The sequence below is a fragment of the Rhodobacter ferrooxidans genome, assembly GCF_000176015.1.
GTDB lineage: Bacteria > Pseudomonadota > Alphaproteobacteria > Rhodobacterales > Rhodobacteraceae > Pseudorhodobacter_B > Pseudorhodobacter_B ferrooxidans.
In genome coordinates, this window is the sequence record NZ_ACYY01000012.1 from 67616 (window position 1) to 84479 (window position 16864).

A 16864-nucleotide genomic window follows, 5' to 3' on the forward strand; every position below is an offset into this window, starting at 1 on the left:
TCAGGAGCGGCGCGATCAGGACTTGCTGGCGTAGGCGGCAAAGAGAGCGAGCGTCCGTTCGCTGACGTGATGTTCGATGCCTTCGGCGTCGCGCTCGGCCGTCTCGGCGTCCAGTCCGAGACTGAGTAGGAAACGCAGCACGATCTCATGCCGACGGCGGCATTCCCGGGCGAGAGCGCGGCCCTCATCCGTCAGAAAGACCGAGCGATACTTTGCGCGGGTGATCAGGCCCTCGCGGGCCAGACGGTCCAATGCTTTTGTCACAGTGGGCGGTCTCACGCCAAGGCGCGCGGCGATCTCCACCGGGCGGGCTTCACCATGGTCGTGGATCAGTTCTGCGATCAGTTCGACATAGTCCTCGGCCAGTTCGCGGCTGCGCGCATCCCGGACGCCCTGAAACGCCTCGGCGCGCAGGTCTGCGGGGCGGCCATCGGTCACGGAAGGTGTCGGATTTGCAAGATCACGCTGTGTCATAAGCTTAGTGTCGCACATGGAGGATTGACAAGTAAAGTCGCACCTCTGATTGTTAGCATTGTCTAACTTTATGCGCCAAGACTTTGGCGCGCTATCTCCGACTATAGAAAGACAAGTCCTATGCCCGCAAACGCCTGGCGCCGGGAGCGTGAGACGCCCTCGCTGTCCGAGGTCTTCCGCAGCATCGCGGTCGGCAATGGTGGCACCAGCCGTTTTCGTCGGTTTCTTGCGTTCATCGGCCCCGGATACCTCGTTGCCGTAGGCTACATGGATCCCGGCAACTGGGCCACGTCACTCGCAGGCGGGGCAGCGTTCGGCTACACGCTCTTGTTCGTGGCGCTCTTGTCGAACATCATGGCGATCCTGCTGCAATCGCTGTGCGCCAGGCTGGCAGTGGCCTCGGGGCGTGATCTGGCGCAGGCCTGCCGCGACGCTTTCCCGAAATGGATGTCGGTGCCGCTTTGGCTGCTGGCTGAAGGCGCCATCATCGCCACCGATCTGGCCGAGGTGATCGGCACCGCCATCGGTCTGAACCTGCTGTTCGGCATCCCGCTGGAAATCGGCATCTTCATCACTGCCGCCGATGTGTTCCTGATCCTGTGGCTGCAGAACAAGGGGTTCCGCTGGATTGAGGCGTTGATCATCTCGCTCATGGCGCTGATCGCCGCATGTTTTGTCGTCCTGATCGCCCAGGCCGACCCGGTCTGGGGCGAGGTGATCGCCGGGTTCGCCCCCAGCAGAGACATATTCAACAATCCGACCATGCTGTTTCTGGCGCTCGGGATCATCGGCGCGACCGTCATGCCCCACAACCTTTACCTGCACTCGGGCATCGTGCAGACCCGCGCCTTCGGTCTCGATCTGCCCGCCAAGCGCGAGGCGCTGCGTCTGGCGACATGGGACAGCACCATCGCGCTGATGTTCGCGCTGACGATCAACGCCTCGATCCTGATCCTGGCAGCCGCCACGTTCTATACAGTTGGTCAGAATGATGTGGCCGAGATCGACAAGGCGCATCTCCTTCTCGAACCGCTGCTGGGGTCGTCCCTGGCACCGATCTTGTTTGGCGTGGCGTTGCTCTGTGCGGGCCTCAATTCCACCGTCACCGCCACCATGGCAGGGCAGATTGTCATGGAAGGGTTCATCAACCTGCGCATCGCCCCCTGGGCACGGCGCTTGATCACGCGGTGCCTTGCCATCGTGCCGGCCATCTTCGTGATCCTGATCTACGGCAGCGAAGGAGTCGGGCAGCTCTTGATCCTCAGTCAGGTTGTGCTGTCGTTCCAGCTTCCCTTCGCCATCGTTCCCTTGGTGATGTTCACCGCCAGCCGCGCCAAGATGGGCGAACTCGTAGCACCCCGCTGGCTGACCGGCCTCTGTTGGCTGATTGCGGCCCTGATCATCGTGCTGAACGTGAACCTGCTGTCGACCGTTCTTCTGGGCTGACAATTCACCCTTCGGTGAAGGTGTGATTTCCGGCTTGTAGCTTAAGCTACTGGAGGGTTTAGACACCGAGAATTGCGGAGTGGGCGGCGGATGCGTTTGACAAGACTGCAGAAAATACTCTGGGCGGCGGCGGGCGTTGCCGCACTTGCCTATGGGGCGTTAATGGTTTTCTCGGACCGTGCGCCGGTCTCCGTGGCGGAAGCGGCCTTTCGGCCGACCTTTTCGCTGCCAGATGCAGAGGGGCGGCTGCGTACCCCGGCAGATTTCGCGGGCAAGCATCTGTTGGTATTCTTTGGGTTCACCAACTGCCCCGATGTCTGCCCAACGACGCTGGCTGAAGTCGCTCAAGTCATGGATGATCTTGGCGAGCAGGCCGAAAACGTCCAGCCGCTGTTCATTTCCGTCGATCCCGAGCGGGACCGCAGGCTTGGTCTGGCCGCGTTTACCGCAGCCTTCCACCCAACGATCCTGGGGCTTGCCGGGGACACAGAGCAGACTCGCGCCGCGGCAGAAAGCTTCAAGATATTCTTCGAACGCCAGGACGATGCCGCAGCGCCGGATGGCTATACGATGTCCCATAGCCCTGCGCTCTACCTGATCGGGCCGGACGGGGATTGGCTGCGCCAATTCACCTACGGCACCCCCGCCACCGACATTCTTGCCGACCTGCAACCCAGATTGTGAGACTCCATGAAGCGCCTGATCCTTGCAACCCTCGTAGTCTTCGCGGCGATGCCCGCCCTCGCGTGCGAAACTGTACGCGTTGGCGATATCGAGGTTGAACATGCCTGGTCCCGCGCCACGATTGGTGCGGATCGACCCGGCGTCGTCTACCTGAGCATTCGCAATACCGGCAGCACTGATGATGCGCTCATCGGGGTGGCGACGCCCATTGCCGGGATGCCGATGCTGCATGAAACCGTTGTGAGCGATGGCATCGCCTCGATGCCGCATACCATGTCGATGCCCGTGCCTGCGGGCCAGACGGCGGCGCTGGCACCCGGTGGGTTTCACGGCATGCTTATGGGGTTGACGCTGGCGTTGAAGAAGGGAGATTCCTTTCCGCTGACCCTGACGTTCGAGACCGCAGGCGACTTGACGGTGACCGTTGATGTGCTGGGCATGGGGGCCAAGGAGGCTGAGTGCCCTGACGCGCAACCGTGAACCGGCGTCAGGTCCTGACAGGGGCGTCATTGGCCGTTGGGGGGGTGGGCTTCATGCTGACTCTGGGCTGGTGGCGATCCGGGGGGCAACCAATGACGGGACGAGATCTGCTGCCAATCCCGATCAGGGACATGTCCTTCAGCCTGACGGATCACAATGGTCAGCCCTTTGCACCTTCACAGTGGCTTGGCCGTCCGACGATGGTGTTTTTCGGCTTCACCTTCTGTCCCGACGTCTGCCCGACAACGCTGAACGACATTTCTGACTGGCTGGCCGACCTTGGTCCAGAGGCTGATCGGCTGAACGTGGCCCTGATTTCTGTCGATCCCGCACGTGATACGCCCGCCATTCTGGCTGAATATCTGTCGAACTTCGATCCGCGCATCGTTGGGCTGACAGGTCGGCTGTCCGAGCTTGAAAAGGCCGCCGCTGACTTCCGGGCGATATTTGAGAAACTACCGCGAGACGGCGGCTACACGATGAACCACACGGCGGGTGTCTTTCTCTTTGCCGCTGAGGGCCAATTCACGTCGATCATCGACTTTCATGAAGACCGCCGGTTCGCCATCCCGAAAATCCGCCACATCCTGACCTGAAGACCTGGAGCTTTCACATGCCGCAACTGAGCCGTCGAAGCCTTCTCATATCGACCGCGTCGCTCGGTCTGGTCTCGGCCTTGCCGCTTCACGCCGAAACCCTGCCGCCGATCCACGTCGCCAAGGGCACGGGCTGTGAGTGCTGCTCGGCTTGGGTGGAACACCTTCGCTCGGAAGGGTTCACCGTCACCGAGGAAGAGCTCTACGGTATGCTGCTGATCAATTACAAACTCGAGAACGGCATTCCACAGCGCATGACCTCGTGCCACACCGGAAAGATCGACGGTTACATGATCGAGGGTCATGTTCCTGCTGCGGACATCCGCCGCCTGCTGCAGGAGCGCCCGGATGCCATCGGCCTTGTGGTGCCCGGCATGCCTTATGGCTCGCCGGGCATGGGGGACGAAACTGACCGCGATGCCTATGAGGTTTTCCTGATAGCGCGCGACGGGACGACCTCGGTATTCACGTCTTATCCCGAAGCTTGAATGCTTTCCGGGCGAGTGGTCAGGAGCGACCGGAGGCTCTCATCCTAGTTGCTCGACCAGTCAGCGGCGAGCATGCCGAACCGGCGTCCGCTTCAGGATGCGAGCAAGGGCAGAGGGCCATGGAAGACAGCCCTCTGCGCTCAATCCCTCACTGACCGCGTGCGGCCAGCCAGGCTTTCATCTGTGCAATCTCGCGCTCTTGGGCCGCGATGACCTCCTCGGCCAGGGCGCGCACTTCGGGGTCGGTGCCATGTTCCAGTGCCACACGCGCCATTGCGACGGCGGCTTCGTGATGCGGGATCATCCCCACCATGAAATCCACGTCCAGATCGCCGGTGTAGGGCACCATCATATCGGCCATCATCTTGTCCATGGCGTCGGCATAGGCGTTCGTGGCCGGGTCATTGGCAAACTCGGGCGGGATCAGCGCGGAATGGTCCATCATGGCCATGCCTTCCATCGATCCGCCGGCCATGTTGCCGTGGTCCATGCCTTCCATCTGGGCAAAGGCAATGCCGCCTGCCACAACGAGGGTGGCAGCGGTCAGGGCAAGAACGGTCTTTTTCATTTTCTTCTCCTTTGGGTCGGTTACGCGGGTGCAAAGCCCGCTTCGGTCAGGGCGGCAACGATCTGGTCGCGCGGCGCAGTGGTGGTCACTTCCACACGGCGGTTAGGCGGATCGGCCTGCACGGTTGCGGTGGCGTCGACGCTCTGGATCGCCTTGGTCACACCCCGGGCACAGCCGCCGCAGGTCATTGTTTCAATATGGAACTGCATCGCATCCTCGTTCGGTTGAACTTCGCTGCATAGGACATGGGGCTTCCAAGCGTTGGAAGGTCAAGAGCACGTTTTTGTGTAATTTGACGCTTGACCTTCCAATGATGGGAAGGCCTATCTGTGAGTGCGACCCGACACTTTTCTGATCAGGACAGTCGCCATGAACGCTCCCTTTACCCCACCGGCCCCCGTCACTTTGAGCCTGCCCGTCGATGGCATGACCTGCGCCTCCTGCGTGGTACGGGTGGAACGCGCGCTGACGGCGGTGCCGGGCGTCACGTCCGCAACCGTCAATCTGGCAACGGAACGGGCGGAAGTTTTGTCAGCGGCGCCGATTGACCGCGCGGCTCTGGTCGCGGCGGTGGACCGCGTGGGCTATACCGTGCCTTCGCAGACTGTGGATATTGCCATCGAAGGCATGACCTGTGCCTCTTGTGTGGCGCGGGTAGAACGGGCCCTGACCGCAGTGCCGGGCGTTGTGTCGGCCAACGTCAATCTGGCCACCGAACGGGCTACCGTGACCGGGACGGCAGACGCCGCTCTGTTGCAAAATGCGGTAGAGACGGTCGGTTATGGCGCGCGGCTGGTTCAAGCCTCGGCCGCCGGCGATGCCGAAGGCGCGGCGCGCAAACAGGCGGAGGAGGCCTTGCTGCGCCGCGACCTGCTGATTGCGGCAACGCTGAGCCTGCCCGTCTTGGCGCTGGAAATGGGCTCGCATCTTTTTGCGCCCATCCACCACCTGATCATGACAACCATCGGGATGCAGACAAGCTGGGTCCTGCAGTTCGTGCTGACCTCGCTGGTCCTGCTGGGGCCTGGGCGGCGGTTTTATCTCAAGGGCTATCCCGCACTGTGGCGGCTTGCCCCCGACATGAACAGTCTTGTCGCAGTGGGCACAACGGCGGCCTTTGCCTATTCGGTGGTGGCGACCTTCCTGCCGGGCCTGCTGCCGCCGGGCACGGTGAACGTCTATTTCGAGGCGGCGGCGGTGATCGTCACGCTGATCCTGCTTGGTCGGTTTCTGGAGGCGCGGGCCAAGGGCCGCACGTCGCAGGCGATCAGCCGGTTGGTCGGCTTGCAGCCGCGCATGGCCCGTGTCCATCGCGGTGATACTGTGGTCGAGGTGCCTATTGCCGAGGTGCGGACGGGCGATCTTCTGGACCTGCGTCCCGGCGAACGCGTGCCGGTCGATGGCGAAGTGACAGCGGGCGACAGCTGGATCGACGAGTCCATGATCACCGGCGAACCCGCCCCGGTCGCCAAGGCCGCAGGGGCTGCGGTCACGGGCGGCACGGTCAACCAGACCGGCGCGCTCACATTCCGCGCGACGGCGGTGGGCGAGGCGACGATGCTGGCGCAGATCATCCGCATGGTAGAGGCGGCCCAAGGCGGCAAGCTGCCCATCCAGGGGCTGGTGGACCGCATCACCCTGTGGTTCGTGCCAGTGGTGATGGGGCTGGCGGCGCTGACCTTTGCCGTCTGGCTGATCTTTGGCCCCGACCCGGCGCTGACCTTCGGTCTGGTCAATGCTGTGGCGGTCCTGATCATCGCCTGCCCCTGCGCAATGGGGTTGGCGACGCCCACGTCCATTATGGTCGGCACTGGGCGCGGGGCGGAACTCGGCGTGCTGTTCCGCAAGGGCGAGGCGTTGCAAGCGCTGCAATCAGTTCGCGTCGTGGCGCTGGACAAGACTGGAACGCTAACCGCCGGCAAGCCCGCACTGACCGACCTGATCCTGGCCCCCGGGTATGACCGCGCCGGGGTGCTGGCGTTGGTGGCCTCGGTCGAGGCCAGATCGGAACACCCCATTGCCCGCGCCATCGTGGCCGCAGCCGCGGCCGAGGAGTTGACCCTGCCCGTTGTGACCGACTTTGCCTCGGAAACCGGGTTCGGCGTCACGGCCATGGCGGGCGGGGTGCCTGTGCAGATCGGCGCAGACCGCTACATGGCCCGGATGGGGCTGGACGTAGCCCCGTTTTCCGAAGAGGCCGCGTGCTTGGGGGCGGAGGGCAAATCACCGCTCTATGCAGCCATCGACGGTCGCTTGGCGGCGATGCTGGCTGTGGCCGATCCGGTCAAGCCGACAACCCCTGCAGCGATCCGCGCATTGCATGACCTTGGCCTGAAGGTCGCCATGATCACCGGCGACAACGCCCGCACCGCGCAGGCTATCGCCCGCCAACTGGGCATTGATGAAATCGTTGCAGAGGTGCTGCCGGGCGGCAAGGTCGAGGCAATCCAGCGGCTGCGCAGAGATCACGGTCCGCTGGCCTTTGTCGGGGACGGCATCAACGATGCCCCAGCTCTGGCCGAGGCGGATGTGGGTCTTGCCATCGGAACGGGCACCGACATTGCGATCGAGGCGGCAGATGTCGTGCTGATGTCGGGCCGGTTGACCGGCGTGCCCGATGCCATCGCCCTCAGCCGGGCGACGATGGGCAATATACGGCAGAACCTGTTCTGGGCCTTTGTCTATAACGCGGCCCTGATCCCGGTGGCGGCAGGGACGCTTTATCCAGCCTTTGGCATCCTCCTGTCGCCCGTCTTTGCGGCGGGGGCCATGGCCCTGTCCAGCGTGTTCGTGCTGGGCAATGCCCTGTGCCTGCGCCGCTTCCAGCCAACGCAAACCAACGGAGAAACGGCATGAACATCGGAGAAGCCGCCAAGCATTCGGGCGTTTCAGCCAAAATGATCCGCTACTATGAGCAGACTGGCTTGATCCCTTCAGCCGGGCGCACCGCATCGGGCTACCGCACCTATACCGGCACCGATGTCCAGATGCTGCGCTTCATCCGCCGCGCCCGCGATCTGGGTTTTCAGGTTGAAGCAATTGGCGAACTTCTGGCCCTTTGGCGGGACCGCAGCCGCCACAGCGCGGACGTCAAGCAGCTGGCACAGGCCCAGATCGCTGGCCTGCGCCGCAAGATCGTGGAGATGGAAAGCATGGTCGCCACGCTTGACCATCTGGCGCAGGGTTGTTCCGGCGATGATCGGCCCGATTGCCCGATCCTGGCCGATCTCGAGGGGGAGGCATCACTCGTTGCTCCCGCCTGCCACAGCGGGCCGGGCTTCAATCGATAACCGCGACGTCCCAGCCACTTGCCTTTCAGTGGCAGCGGGCCAAACTTCCTTTCAACTAATTACATTCGCTGGAGAGACCCAATGACCCTCACTCGTCGCCATGTCCTGTCCGCGGCCGCCAGTCTGATCAGCCTCGGCATTCTTCCAGGCCGGACCTTTGCTCAAGACTTGGAGACGATCGAAGTCTTCAAGACGGCCACCTGTGGATGCTGTCACGATTGGATCGCGCATCTGCAAGACGCAGGCTTTGCCGTCACTGCACAGGATCTGGAGTATGACGCACTCGCCGACCTAAAGCAGACGGCGGGGGTGCCAGAGGGCCTTGTGTCCTGCCACACCGGCCGGATCGCTGGCTATGTCATCGAGGGCCATGTACCCGCCGCCGACATCCGCCGACTGCTGGTCGAAAGGCCCGAGGCCATTGGTCTGTCGGTCCCAGGCATGCCCATCGGCTCACCCGGAATGGGACCAGAAGACCAGCGCGAAGCCTATGACGTGATCCTGATCGGGCACGATGGGGCGACCATGGTGTTCGCGTCCTATCCGGCTGCCTGAACACGGTCAGGTCCGAAGCAGGCAAGAAGCCGAACGAACCTAGCCAGCGGCCTTCCTGGAACGAAAACGCCAGCCCGAAGGCTGGCGTTCCCCTTGTTTGGTCAAGTGCGGATCAGAAGCAGCACTCGAACATCGCAGCACAGCAGGCCATCAAATCACCGCAGCAATCCGAGGCCGCAAAGGCGGCGCCGCCAAAGGCGAGCAATACTGCCGCAGCAGCAAGTGTGGTTTTCATCATAGGTCTCCTTGATGAGGTTGAATCGGGAGTGTCATCTCAAACAAGGGATCGGGGGGCGGCACATCCGGCTCTGTCAGGATGCCCGCGATCCGCGGGACCTTCGGGACGGGCAGAACGGATATCTTGCCGACAAAGGCGGGTGCGACCTGAACGCTGTATTGGAATGGAACACCGCAGGCTAAAACGCAAACGCCATCTTGGGTTTCCATGTCCATGCCTGCCATGGCGCAGTCGGTCTGACCCGTTGGGCAATAGCTGGAGCTCAACATCACAAGCCCGAGGCCGACCATGATGGCGCAGGCCCGCAATACGCGGGCGAAAAAGTTCAGCGCATGCGCAACCAGACCGATGTTCATCGATAGAAAGTCATCAGAAGCCGCTTCGGAAACAAGTCACAAAGCTGACATTCGGGCAGGGAAGCGAACTACCTGCGCGGCAGAAACTGTCCCCAAAGCCCTCTGTGAAAGACCGCAACGGTAGAAAAGGCGTTTTGGACACTGCCACTACGTCAAAATGATCCGCAGATCGTGGCGACATTTAGGACCTCGGGATCATGGGAAGCTTTTATGATCTTAGAGATATATTGACAAATTATGATCCAGAGAACATGCTACCTCTAAAAGGGTCAGATAGATGGATCAGATCGCGCGCACTACGAAGGATCTCGGCAACGTCTTGCGCAAGGCGCGCAAGGCGCGGAACTTGACGCAGGCCGACCTTGCTACACTCGCAGGTATCTGGCAGCGCACAGTCTCCAACATCGAGACCAGCGCCAGCGGAGCAAAGGTCGACACGATCTTCGATCTGCTCGCGGCCCTCGATCTCGAGCTGCACATCGTCCCCCGCAGCAAGATGACGCCCGGCGAACTTGAGGACATCTTTTGATGGGGCGCAAGCGCGCCTATGCCCCGCTCGACGTCTACATGAACCGCCGCAAGGTGGGGCAGTATTTCCGTGACCCGAACGGGGCCTTTGCCTTCACCTATGCCCCGGAATGGCTGGCTTGGGAAAACACCCTGCCCATCTCACGCTCCTTGCCCCTGCGGGCCGAGCGCTATGTCGGCCAACCAGTTATCGCTGTCTTCGAGAACCTCCTGCCGGACAGTGACGACATCCGTCGGCGTGTGGCGGAACGGGTTGGGGCGGAGGGTGTTGATGCTTACAGCCTTCTGGCCCGGATCGGGCGTGACTGCGTCGGCGCGCTGCAATTCCTCGCCGAGGGGGAAGAGCCCGGGGATAGCCGGGTGATGACGGGAGAACCGCTCAGCGATGCCCAAATCGCCGCGATGCTAAAAGATCTTGGCCGCACGCCGCTTGGTATCCGGGCCGAGCGGGATTTCCGGATCTCGGTTGCTGGGGCACAGGAAAAGACCGCACTTCTGTTCCATGACGGCCAGTGGGTTGAACCGACCGGCACGACACCAACCACCCATATCCTGAAGCCTGCGATCGGCACCTTGCCCAACGGCATGGACCTGACCGACAGCGTCGAGAACGAGCACTTCTGCCTACGCCTGATGGCCGCGTTCGGCCTGCCCGTCGCTCACACTGAGATGGTCACTTTCGCAGGTACCAAGGTGCTGGTCATCGAGCGTTTCGACCGGCTGCGCGCGCGGGACGGTCGGCTGATCCGCCTGCCTCAGGAGGATTGCTGCCAAGCGTTATCCGTCCCGCCGACCCGGAAGTACCAGAGCGAGGGCGGTCCCGGAATCGTTGAGATCTGCGGCCTGCTTCAGGGTAGTGACGAGCCGCTGCGCGACCGGGCGAACTTCCTGAAGGCCAACATTCTGTTCTGGTTGATCGGGGCCACAGATGGACATGCCAAGAACTTCAGCATCGCGCTGATGCCGGGCGGCCGCTTCGTCATGACGCCCCTCTACGATGTGCTGACAGTCCAGCCTTCGCTAGACGCCGGGCAGCTTCAGATCAAGGACATGAAACTTGCGATGCGAGCCGGGAAAAGCCGTCACTACAAGGTCTCCGAAATCCAGGGTCGCCACTTCGTCGAGATGGGTCTGGCTGCTGGGTTTTCCCGTGAACAGGTCGCGCGTATCTTCACGGACATCCACACGAGAGCGGAGCAGGCATTTGCGACGGCGCTTGCTGACATGCCGGCCGGTTTCCCCGGTGTGCTTTTCGACTCTGTGAAGCGCGGGTTTGACCAGCGGATACCGCGTCTTCGGGCTGCAGCCGACTAGCCCATTGGCACGCCAAGAAAAGCCGAAGGTTTACCGTGGAATCTCTCCCCGCCGTCGGCAGGAGGAGTGCAATCAATGCATAAGAAGCCACGAGCGTTTGCACTGAAGGCATTTCGGAAGAGGAGAGGGGAACGGTCGTCGGGGCCGGCGACAATGTCGGCCCCGAAAGAATATCGGTCACGCCACGGTTCAGCCGTGTGCGGCCTCGTCGTGTCGCTTCGGCTTCAGGCTCATCCACGCCACGATGGCGACGATGGCCGTCAGGAAAAGGGCGCTGGTGATGATCGTGCCAAGGCCCATGCCACCGTACTCTGCCGGTTGCGATAGAAGATCGCCAAACGACGCGCCAAGCGGGCGGGTCAGGATGTAGGCCAGCCAGAAGCCAAGGATCGGATCGAGCTTGAGGAAGAAGTACCCGAAGGCCAGCGAGGCGATGATCATCCCGAAGAGCACGCCGGTGGACAGATACCCAAGACCGAAATGCTCCGCCACCAAGTCCCCTGCGGCAGTGCCTAGGGCAAAGGTGAACAGGATCGCAAGCCAGTAGAACGCCTCGCGCTTTGTCGTGAAGATCGCGTGGATCGACAGGGTTTTTTCTGATGCGAACCAGACTGCGAATGTCGCAGCAAGGGCGACCGAAAAGCCGATGGTCGTGGCAATCAGCGAAACGCCGAAGTTGTCGACCAAGTTGTCGGTAACCAAGGTTCCGACGATGCTGATCAGCACCACCGCCAGCCAGTAGGACCACGGTACATAGCGTTTCTGTGCGAATTGCAGCACCAGGGCACCGATCAGGATGGCGGCCATGATCAACGAGGTCGCAGTCAAGCCAAAGCCCAGGTTGACCGCCAGATAGTCGGCGGCGGTTTCACCCATGGTCACGGCCATAAGCTTGATCAGCCAGAAATCGACTGTGACTTCCGGCACGCGATTCATGGCAAGCACGGGCACTGTTCCGAGCGAGGTTTGCGTTTTGCCGGTTGCGCTAGTGAGGGAGGATGAGATGCTCATTTCGCCACCAGTGCCAAAGCCTGAGCCGAGAACCCGTCTGCCCGCTGATCATCATCCGCGTTGCAACGCTCAAGCGCCTTGGTCTGGAAACCGACCGCGGCTGCATGATCTGCATCCGACAGTTTGGCGGTAGCAAGGCCGTCGGCCACCGACTTCAGCATGACTTCGCAGGGCAAGGCGCGACCGTTGGCATCCGTGACAGCGATGCCTGCGACAAGAACGGCATCGACCGAGGCAGCCGAAGTCGCAATCGGAGTGGTCAGCGTTGCTTGCAAGGCCGTCAGCGTAGCATCGACGTTTGCCGCGTCGGGCGTTCCGGCACGCAGCGCCGCAAGGGCGGCATCGGCGGCATCGTCGATGGTCCCCCACGCATTGCCATCAAGCGCGCGGAGCGAGGTGGCCTGATCGTCCCAAGTCGTCTCGAAATCTTTGATCCGGACTTTCGCGGCTGCAAGATTGCCGGTGGCTGCGATGGTCTGCACATCGGTCACGATGGCGCTGAACGCAGACATGTCGCCGAGCCCCGGCGCAGCGGTCGTGCTGGTGGCCGCCACGCCCGGCCCTGTCAGGTAGAGATTGAAGGCGGTAAAGGCACCGACCGGCAAGACGATCAGCGCCGTAGCAAGAAGAAGTTGTTTCATGTTCGGGCTCCTGTCGGGTACGGATTTGCCCCGTCAGAGGTGCCTCTAGAGTGGCAGCCATACCGCCAACTTTCGCCCGACTTACAGATTTGTATGGTGCCTGCGACCTTTGTGTTAAGCCGCAAATGCATTCATGCTGCAATGAATGACTTGCAGCCCTGAAAGACAAAGCCCTCCATGCGCATCCTTTTGATCGAGGACGACCCCTCTGCCGCCGACTATGTCGCGCGCGGTCTGTCCGAGAACGGCCATGTCTGCGACATCCTGGCCGACGGCACTGACGGCCTGTTTCAGGCAACTCGCGAAAGCTATGACGTGCTCGTGGTGGACCGGATGATCCCCGGGATCGACGGGCTGTCGCTGGTCAGAGCGCTGCGCGCGGCGGGGCGCAAGACGCCCGTGCTGTTCCTGACGGCCCTCGGCGGGATAGATGACCGGGTCGAGGGGCTGGAGGCCGGCGGCGATGACTATCTGACGAAGCCTTTTGCCTTTGCCGAACTTATGGCCCGAGTCAACGCGTTGGCCCGTCGTCCGCCCGTGCAAGAGGTGAAAACCTTGCTGCGCGTGGCCGATCTGGAACTCGATCTGATGCGCCGCGAGGCCCGGCGTGCAGGTCAGCAGATTGACCTACTGCCCAAGGAGTTCACCCTGCTGGAGGTGCTGATGCGCAACGAGGGCCGGGTGGTCACGCGCACCATGCTGCTGGAGCGGGTCTGGGATTTCCACTTCGATCCAAAGACCTCGGTGGTGGAAACCCACATCAGCCGCCTGCGCGCCAAAATTGACCGGCCATTCGCCGTGGCGCTGCTGCATACCGTCAAGAACATGGGCTATTCGATCTATGCGCCCCGCTGATCTGTTGCGGCAAAGCTCGTTTCGGCTGGCGCTTGGGGTAATGCTTCTGGTTCTCACAACGCTCATGCTGGCCAGCGGTGTCGGCTATGGCCTTATGCAGTCGCAGCTGGTCGCACGGCAGGATGCCCGTGTGACCGAAATCTTCGCCGCGATGGAGCTGGCAATTCTGCAGGATGATGAAACCGATCTGATCGAGATATTCGCCGCCCACATCAAAGCGAGCCCGGACCGCACCACGGTGTATCTGCTGAAAAACTTGGACGGTCGCATATTGATTGGCAACATCGGCGACGCCGGATTACCGCAAGGCTGGTCCACCGTCCCGGCGGCGCGCCTTGGTGTACAGACCGACTATCCCTATCGCGTATTCTCCGGAGATGCTGGCAGCTATTCTGTCACTGTCGGCCTCACCAACGCGGATCTGGATGATCTGCAAGAGATCGTGCTGGGGGCCTTTGCCTGGGCGGCGCTGTTCGCTGTACTTGCGACCGTCGCGGCAGGTGCTGTGCTGGCCCTTCGTGTACAGGCACGGTTGGCGAATGCCGAGGCCGCTGCTGCCCGCGTCGCACATGGCGATCTGTCGGCGCGGCTGCCGGTAGCGGGGCGGGGCGATGACCTGGATCGCATCTCGGGGGCGATCAATACCAGCCTGGCGCGCTTGCAAGGGCTGGTAGAGGCGATGCGACAGGTCAGCGACGACATCGCCCATGATCTGCGCACGCCCTTGAACCGGCTGCGGATCAGGATCGAGAGTGCGGCCGCCAACGCCGCCAGGGGCTTACCCGTCGAGCAGGAACTGAGCGCCGCAATAACCGAAAGTGACACGATCAACGAAACATTCTCAGCCCTCTTGCGCATCACGCAGATCGAGTCTGGGGCGCGGCGGGAGAAGTTCGCCGACGTCGATTTGGCCCTTCTGATAGCAGATATAGCAGATGTCTACGTCGACGTCGCTGAAGACGCAGGCCAGACCCTGAACCGCGACGTGACCGGGCCAGCATGGGTGACCGGCGACAGGGAACTGCTGACGCAGTGTTTTGCCAACCTGATCGAGAACACGATCCGCCATTGCCCGCCCGGCACCGCCATTACCTGCGCTGTGGCAACTGAGGGTGGCCACGTGACAGCTTGGGTCCAGGATTCCGGACCGGGTATACCGGCCGACCAACGCGACAAGGTTCTGCGCCGTCTTTACCGGTTGGAGAAAAGCCGGACGACCGAAGGCACCGGGCTCGGGCTCGCTTTGATCAAGGCCGTGGCGGACCTGCACAGTGCTGAGCTGGCACTGACTGACGCCGTGCCAGGGCTGCGGGTGGAATTGCGCTTTACGCAGATCGAGCGCAGGACATGATGCAATGGCTTACTCACTTCGTGGATTTTCTGGGTGCGCATCAGGCATTGGCGATCCTCTTCGCCTTTCTCGTGTCCTTTGGTGAAGCGCTTCTGATCATCGGTCTTTTCGTGCCGTCCACTGTTGTTCTGGTGGGCTTGGGCACATTGATCGGGTTGGGCAAGATGGCTCTTCTGCCGGTCTTTGCAGCAACAGTTGTCGGGGCAATTGCCGGGGATGCGCTGTCGTTCTGGGCTGGCGTGCATTGGAAAGAACGGATTCGCACTTTCTGGCCATTCTCGCGTTACGCAACGCTGATGGAGAAAGGTGAGCAGTTCATCGCGCGCCATGGCGGGAAGAGCATCTTCATTGTCCGCTTCATCCCGGGCGTGAAGGCCGTTGTACCGACGATCGCGGGCATGATGGGCATGACCACGACCCGTTTTGCGCTGGTCAATGTCGGCTCGGCGTTCGTCTGGGCGGCGGTCCATCTGCTACCTGCGATAGCACTTGGGCGCGGGCTTCAGGTCGCACACGCCGCCAATCCACGATTTGCCATCCTCGCAGCCCTAGGCGCGGCGGCGGCGGTCCTAGCGTGGCTGGCAATGCGCGTTGCGCGGGGTCTTCTGATCCCGGCGGCGGATCTGGTGCGGTTCAGGCTTGCCGTGTGGCTGGAGCGGCGCGGAGGACGCGTCGGCGCCTTTGCGCGGGTCCTGCGCAATCACGACGGAGCGCTGGAAGCGACGGCCTTGATGGGGTTGGCGCTTGGTGCACTTGCGGGATTTGCATTGCTCTTTTTCGCGGTGATCTTCGATCCGGAAGTGGCATTGGCGGATGCAGCCATTGGACAGTTTGTGCAGGGTTTGCGCACAGATTGGGCGACCTCCATCATGATCGGTATCACGATGCTGGGCGATGCTGGGGTTCTGTTCCCGGCAGCGCTTTTGCTGATCACCGCTGTGTTGGTCCGTCGTCAATGGGCGATTGCCGTCGCAGTGGCTACAGCTAGTCTTTCCGGCGTGGTCTTTGTGGACCTGTTCAAGACGCTGCTGCAACGCTCGCGCCCAATCCCGATGTACCAGGGTGCGGACCAGTTCAGCTTTCCGAGCGGCCACTCGACATCCGCCACCATTACTTTCGGGATGCTGGCGCTGTTTGTCGCGCAAGCCTTGCCAGCTCGGTTTCGCGGTTTGGTCTATGGTTGCTTCGCCACCTTGATTGCGCTGATCGGATTGTCGCGCGTGTATCTGCAGGCGCATTGGCCCAGCGATGTACTTGCGGGGATGCTGTTCGGTGGTGCCGTGGTCAGCGTCGTGGCGCTGTTGCTGCATGCGCGGGTCGTGACTTTCCCCCTTCGGATGTTTGCCGCTATGCTGATAGTGATCGGGCTGGGCATCATGCCGCTTCACGTGTGGACTGGCTGGTCTGCCGCAGTTGCGCGGTATGACGCCATCCTACCCGTGACGACGCTTGCAGCAGGTGACTGGTTGGCAACTGGCTGGCAGAAGCAGCCCACCCATCGCGTCTTGCTGGATGGCGACCCCGGCGAGCCCATGCTGGTGCAAACCACCTGGCCCATTGCAGATCTTGTGAACGATTTCGAGGCTGTCGGGTGGCAACCCTCGCAGAACACTCTTTCGGGCGAAATCCTTTCGGCAATCGTGCCGTCTCGTCTGCCACTTACCGATCATGCGCCTTGGCCGATGACGCATCTCGGCCGCACAGCTTTGGCGACCCTCACCAAAATGGACGGCACCGATCAGCGCCTGGTGTTGCGTATATGGGCAACGCAAACCTTGGTGCAGAATAGGACGAGCAAATACCCGCTCTTGATGGTTTCTCTGACTGCGGACCGGCTCGACCCGGTCGCTTTCGGATATGCGCAGCTAGAGGAGGCGTCGATTGTGCCTGACCAGTTGGCCACCGAAAAGGCTGGATTGGCAGCGGCGCTGCCGCAAGCTGTCGGGGAGCCGAGCAGGATTGTCGATCTGCCGCCTGTCGCAGAGTAAT

20 protein-coding genes are annotated in these 16864 nt (G+C 61.9%); 13 read left to right on the top strand and 7 right to left on the bottom strand.

Annotated features, from left to right (window positions below; translation table 11 throughout):
* Positions 1–15: 15 nt before the first annotated feature.
* Positions 16–474: a manganese-binding transcriptional regulator MntR gene (gene mntR / locus RSW2DRAFT_RS10160; RefSeq protein WP_040671987.1), complete on the bottom strand. Its 459-nt coding sequence runs from the start codon at positions 472–474 to the stop codon at positions 16–18.
* 120 nt (positions 475–594) lie between these two features.
* Here mntR and RSW2DRAFT_RS10165 point away from each other — a divergent pair, with 120 nt between their 5' ends.
* The 5 genes from RSW2DRAFT_RS10165 to RSW2DRAFT_RS10185 all read left to right on the top strand — a co-directional run bounded on the left by RSW2DRAFT_RS10165 (position 595) and on the right by RSW2DRAFT_RS10185 (position 4168).
* Positions 595–1920 carry an Nramp family divalent metal transporter gene (locus RSW2DRAFT_RS10165; protein ID WP_008030623.1) on the top strand — a complete coding sequence of 442 codons (1326 nt, stop codon included), beginning with the start codon at positions 595–597 and terminating at the stop codon, positions 1918–1920.
* A gap of 90 nt (positions 1921–2010) precedes the next feature.
* Positions 2011–2604 carry an SCO family protein gene (locus RSW2DRAFT_RS10170; RefSeq protein ID WP_008030624.1) on the top strand — a complete coding sequence of 198 codons (594 nt, stop codon included), beginning with the start codon at positions 2011–2013 and terminating at the stop codon, positions 2602–2604.
* Between the two features lie 6 nt (positions 2605–2610).
* Positions 2611–3084, top strand: a complete 474-nt coding sequence (locus RSW2DRAFT_RS10175) for a copper chaperone PCu(A)C (protein WP_008030626.1) — start codon at positions 2611–2613, stop codon at positions 3082–3084.
* Entirely contained in the window at positions 3081–3680 is a 600-nt protein-coding gene (locus tag RSW2DRAFT_RS10180) for an SCO family protein (protein WP_040671988.1), read from the top strand. Before RSW2DRAFT_RS10175 ends, RSW2DRAFT_RS10180 begins: the two co-directional genes overlap by 4 nt.
* A gap of 17 nt (positions 3681–3697) precedes the next feature.
* A complete protein-coding gene (locus RSW2DRAFT_RS10185) occupies positions 3698–4168 on the top strand; it encodes a DUF411 domain-containing protein (RefSeq protein ID WP_008030629.1) in 471 nt (156 codons plus the stop codon).
* A gap of 148 nt (positions 4169–4316) precedes the next feature.
* Here the strand turns inward: RSW2DRAFT_RS10185 and copM are convergent, their stop codons facing one another.
* Both copM and RSW2DRAFT_RS10195 read right to left on the bottom strand, forming a co-directional pair.
* Positions 4317–4667, bottom strand: coding sequence for a CopM family metallochaperone (copM, locus tag RSW2DRAFT_RS10190; protein WP_449314181.1), 351 nt, complete (start codon positions 4665–4667; stop codon positions 4317–4319).
* 89 nt (positions 4668–4756) lie between these two features.
* Positions 4757–4945 carry a heavy-metal-associated domain-containing protein gene (locus RSW2DRAFT_RS10195; protein WP_008030632.1) on the bottom strand — a complete coding sequence of 63 codons (189 nt, stop codon included), beginning with the start codon at positions 4943–4945 and terminating at the stop codon, positions 4757–4759.
* A gap of 160 nt (positions 4946–5105) precedes the next feature.
* Between RSW2DRAFT_RS10195 and RSW2DRAFT_RS10200 the strand changes: the two genes are divergently transcribed.
* From RSW2DRAFT_RS10200 to RSW2DRAFT_RS10210, 3 genes are all read left to right on the top strand, one after another.
* Complete coding sequence (locus tag RSW2DRAFT_RS10200) at positions 5106–7592, top strand: heavy metal translocating P-type ATPase (protein ID WP_008030634.1); 2487 nt, start codon at positions 5106–5108, stop codon at positions 7590–7592.
* Positions 7589–8026 (top strand): Cu(I)-responsive transcriptional regulator, encoded by a 438-nt coding sequence (gene cueR, locus RSW2DRAFT_RS10205; protein WP_008030636.1) that lies wholly within the window; start codon positions 7589–7591, stop codon positions 8024–8026. The genes RSW2DRAFT_RS10200 and cueR overlap by 4 nt, the downstream gene beginning before the upstream one ends.
* 81 nt (positions 8027–8107) lie before the next feature.
* Entirely contained in the window at positions 8108–8581 is a 474-nt protein-coding gene (locus RSW2DRAFT_RS10210) for a DUF411 domain-containing protein (protein ID WP_008030637.1), read from the top strand.
* A gap of 112 nt (positions 8582–8693) precedes the next feature.
* Here RSW2DRAFT_RS10210 and RSW2DRAFT_RS18695 read toward each other — a convergent pair whose 3' ends face one another.
* Together RSW2DRAFT_RS18695 and RSW2DRAFT_RS10215 are read right to left on the bottom strand one after the other, a co-directional pair.
* Positions 8694–8816: a hypothetical protein gene (locus RSW2DRAFT_RS18695; protein ID WP_257724885.1), complete on the bottom strand. Its 123-nt coding sequence runs from the start codon at positions 8814–8816 to the stop codon at positions 8694–8696.
* Positions 8816–9175: a hypothetical protein gene (locus RSW2DRAFT_RS10215; protein WP_008030638.1), complete on the bottom strand. Its 360-nt coding sequence runs from the start codon at positions 9173–9175 to the stop codon at positions 8816–8818. Before RSW2DRAFT_RS10215 ends, RSW2DRAFT_RS18695 begins: the two co-directional genes overlap by 1 nt.
* Positions 9176–9452: 277 nt before the next feature.
* On the opposite strand from RSW2DRAFT_RS10215, the gene RSW2DRAFT_RS10220 reads away from it, so the two are divergent.
* Both RSW2DRAFT_RS10220 and RSW2DRAFT_RS10225 read left to right on the top strand, forming a co-directional pair.
* A complete protein-coding gene (locus tag RSW2DRAFT_RS10220) occupies positions 9453–9704 on the top strand; it encodes a helix-turn-helix domain-containing protein (RefSeq protein WP_008030639.1) in 252 nt (83 codons plus the stop codon).
* Positions 9704–11017, top strand: a complete 1314-nt coding sequence (locus RSW2DRAFT_RS10225) for a type II toxin-antitoxin system HipA family toxin (RefSeq protein ID WP_008030640.1) — start codon at positions 9704–9706, stop codon at positions 11015–11017. The genes RSW2DRAFT_RS10220 and RSW2DRAFT_RS10225 overlap by 1 nt, the downstream gene beginning before the upstream one ends.
* 189 nt (positions 11018–11206) lie before the next feature.
* On the opposite strand, the gene RSW2DRAFT_RS10230 is transcribed toward RSW2DRAFT_RS10225, so the two are convergent.
* Together RSW2DRAFT_RS10230 and RSW2DRAFT_RS18310 are read right to left on the bottom strand one after the other, a co-directional pair.
* Positions 11207–12028, bottom strand: coding sequence for a COG4705 family protein (locus RSW2DRAFT_RS10230; protein WP_008030642.1), 822 nt, complete (start codon positions 12026–12028; stop codon positions 11207–11209).
* Positions 12025–12669 carry a hypothetical protein gene (locus tag RSW2DRAFT_RS18310; RefSeq protein ID WP_008030643.1) on the bottom strand — a complete coding sequence of 215 codons (645 nt, stop codon included), beginning with the start codon at positions 12667–12669 and terminating at the stop codon, positions 12025–12027. The genes RSW2DRAFT_RS10230 and RSW2DRAFT_RS18310 overlap by 4 nt, the downstream gene beginning before the upstream one ends.
* A gap of 177 nt (positions 12670–12846) precedes the next feature.
* Here RSW2DRAFT_RS18310 and RSW2DRAFT_RS10240 point away from each other — a divergent pair, with 177 nt between their 5' ends.
* From RSW2DRAFT_RS10240 to RSW2DRAFT_RS10250, 3 genes are read left to right on the top strand one after another with little or no spacing between them, the layout of a single operon-like run.
* Positions 12847–13524 carry a winged helix-turn-helix domain-containing protein gene (locus tag RSW2DRAFT_RS10240; RefSeq protein WP_008030644.1) on the top strand — a complete coding sequence of 226 codons (678 nt, stop codon included), beginning with the start codon at positions 12847–12849 and terminating at the stop codon, positions 13522–13524.
* A gap of 40 nt (positions 13525–13564) precedes the next feature.
* Positions 13565–14875: a sensor histidine kinase gene (locus tag RSW2DRAFT_RS10245; RefSeq protein ID WP_198008092.1), complete on the top strand. Its 1311-nt coding sequence runs from the start codon at positions 13565–13567 to the stop codon at positions 14873–14875.
* Positions 14872–16863 carry a bifunctional DedA family/phosphatase PAP2 family protein gene (locus RSW2DRAFT_RS10250; RefSeq protein WP_008030647.1) on the top strand — a complete coding sequence of 664 codons (1992 nt, stop codon included), beginning with the start codon at positions 14872–14874 and terminating at the stop codon, positions 16861–16863. Before RSW2DRAFT_RS10245 ends, RSW2DRAFT_RS10250 begins: the two co-directional genes overlap by 4 nt.
* Position 16864: the final 1 nt, after the last annotated feature.

Bases quoted from the DNA above. Each gene is read 5' to 3' on its own strand.
- RSW2DRAFT_RS10185 (WP_008030629.1), top strand. From the start codon at position 3,698: ATGCCGCAACTGAGCCGTCGAAGCCTTCTCATATCGACCGCGTCGCTC.
- RSW2DRAFT_RS10170 (WP_008030624.1), top strand. From the start codon at position 2,011: ATGCGTTTGACAAGACTGCAGAAAATACTCTGGGCGGCGGCGGGCGTT.
- RSW2DRAFT_RS18310 (WP_008030643.1), bottom strand. From the start codon at position 12,669: ATGAAACAACTTCTTCTTGCTACGGCGCTGATCGTCTTGCCGGTCGGT.
- mntR (WP_040671987.1), bottom strand. From the start codon at position 474: ATGACACAGCGTGATCTTGCAAATCCGACACCTTCCGTGACCGATGGC.
- RSW2DRAFT_RS10220 (WP_008030639.1), top strand. From the start codon at position 9,453: ATGGATCAGATCGCGCGCACTACGAAGGATCTCGGCAACGTCTTGCGC.
- RSW2DRAFT_RS10210 (WP_008030637.1), top strand. From the start codon at position 8,108: ATGACCCTCACTCGTCGCCATGTCCTGTCCGCGGCCGCCAGTCTGATC.
- RSW2DRAFT_RS10240 (WP_008030644.1), top strand. From the start codon at position 12,847: ATGCGCATCCTTTTGATCGAGGACGACCCCTCTGCCGCCGACTATGTC.
- copM (WP_449314181.1), bottom strand. From the start codon at position 4,667: ATGGAAGGCATGGACCACGGCAACATGGCCGGCGGATCGATGGAAGGC.
- RSW2DRAFT_RS10245 (WP_198008092.1), top strand. From the start codon at position 13,565: ATGCTTCTGGTTCTCACAACGCTCATGCTGGCCAGCGGTGTCGGCTAT.
- RSW2DRAFT_RS10200 (WP_008030634.1), top strand. From the start codon at position 5,106: ATGAACGCTCCCTTTACCCCACCGGCCCCCGTCACTTTGAGCCTGCCC.
- RSW2DRAFT_RS10250 (WP_008030647.1), top strand. From the start codon at position 14,872: ATGATGCAATGGCTTACTCACTTCGTGGATTTTCTGGGTGCGCATCAG.
- RSW2DRAFT_RS10195 (WP_008030632.1), bottom strand. From the start codon at position 4,945: ATGCAGTTCCATATTGAAACAATGACCTGCGGCGGCTGTGCCCGGGGT.
- RSW2DRAFT_RS10225 (WP_008030640.1), top strand. From the start codon at position 9,704: ATGGGGCGCAAGCGCGCCTATGCCCCGCTCGACGTCTACATGAACCGC.
- RSW2DRAFT_RS18695 (WP_257724885.1), bottom strand. From the start codon at position 8,816: ATGAAAACCACACTTGCTGCTGCGGCAGTATTGCTCGCCTTTGGCGGC.
- RSW2DRAFT_RS10175 (WP_008030626.1), top strand. From the start codon at position 2,611: ATGAAGCGCCTGATCCTTGCAACCCTCGTAGTCTTCGCGGCGATGCCC.
- cueR (WP_008030636.1), top strand. From the start codon at position 7,589: ATGAACATCGGAGAAGCCGCCAAGCATTCGGGCGTTTCAGCCAAAATG.
- RSW2DRAFT_RS10215 (WP_008030638.1), bottom strand. From the start codon at position 9,175: ATGAACATCGGTCTGGTTGCGCATGCGCTGAACTTTTTCGCCCGCGTA.
- RSW2DRAFT_RS10230 (WP_008030642.1), bottom strand. From the start codon at position 12,028: ATGAGCATCTCATCCTCCCTCACTAGCGCAACCGGCAAAACGCAAACC.
- RSW2DRAFT_RS10165 (WP_008030623.1), top strand. From the start codon at position 595: ATGCCCGCAAACGCCTGGCGCCGGGAGCGTGAGACGCCCTCGCTGTCC.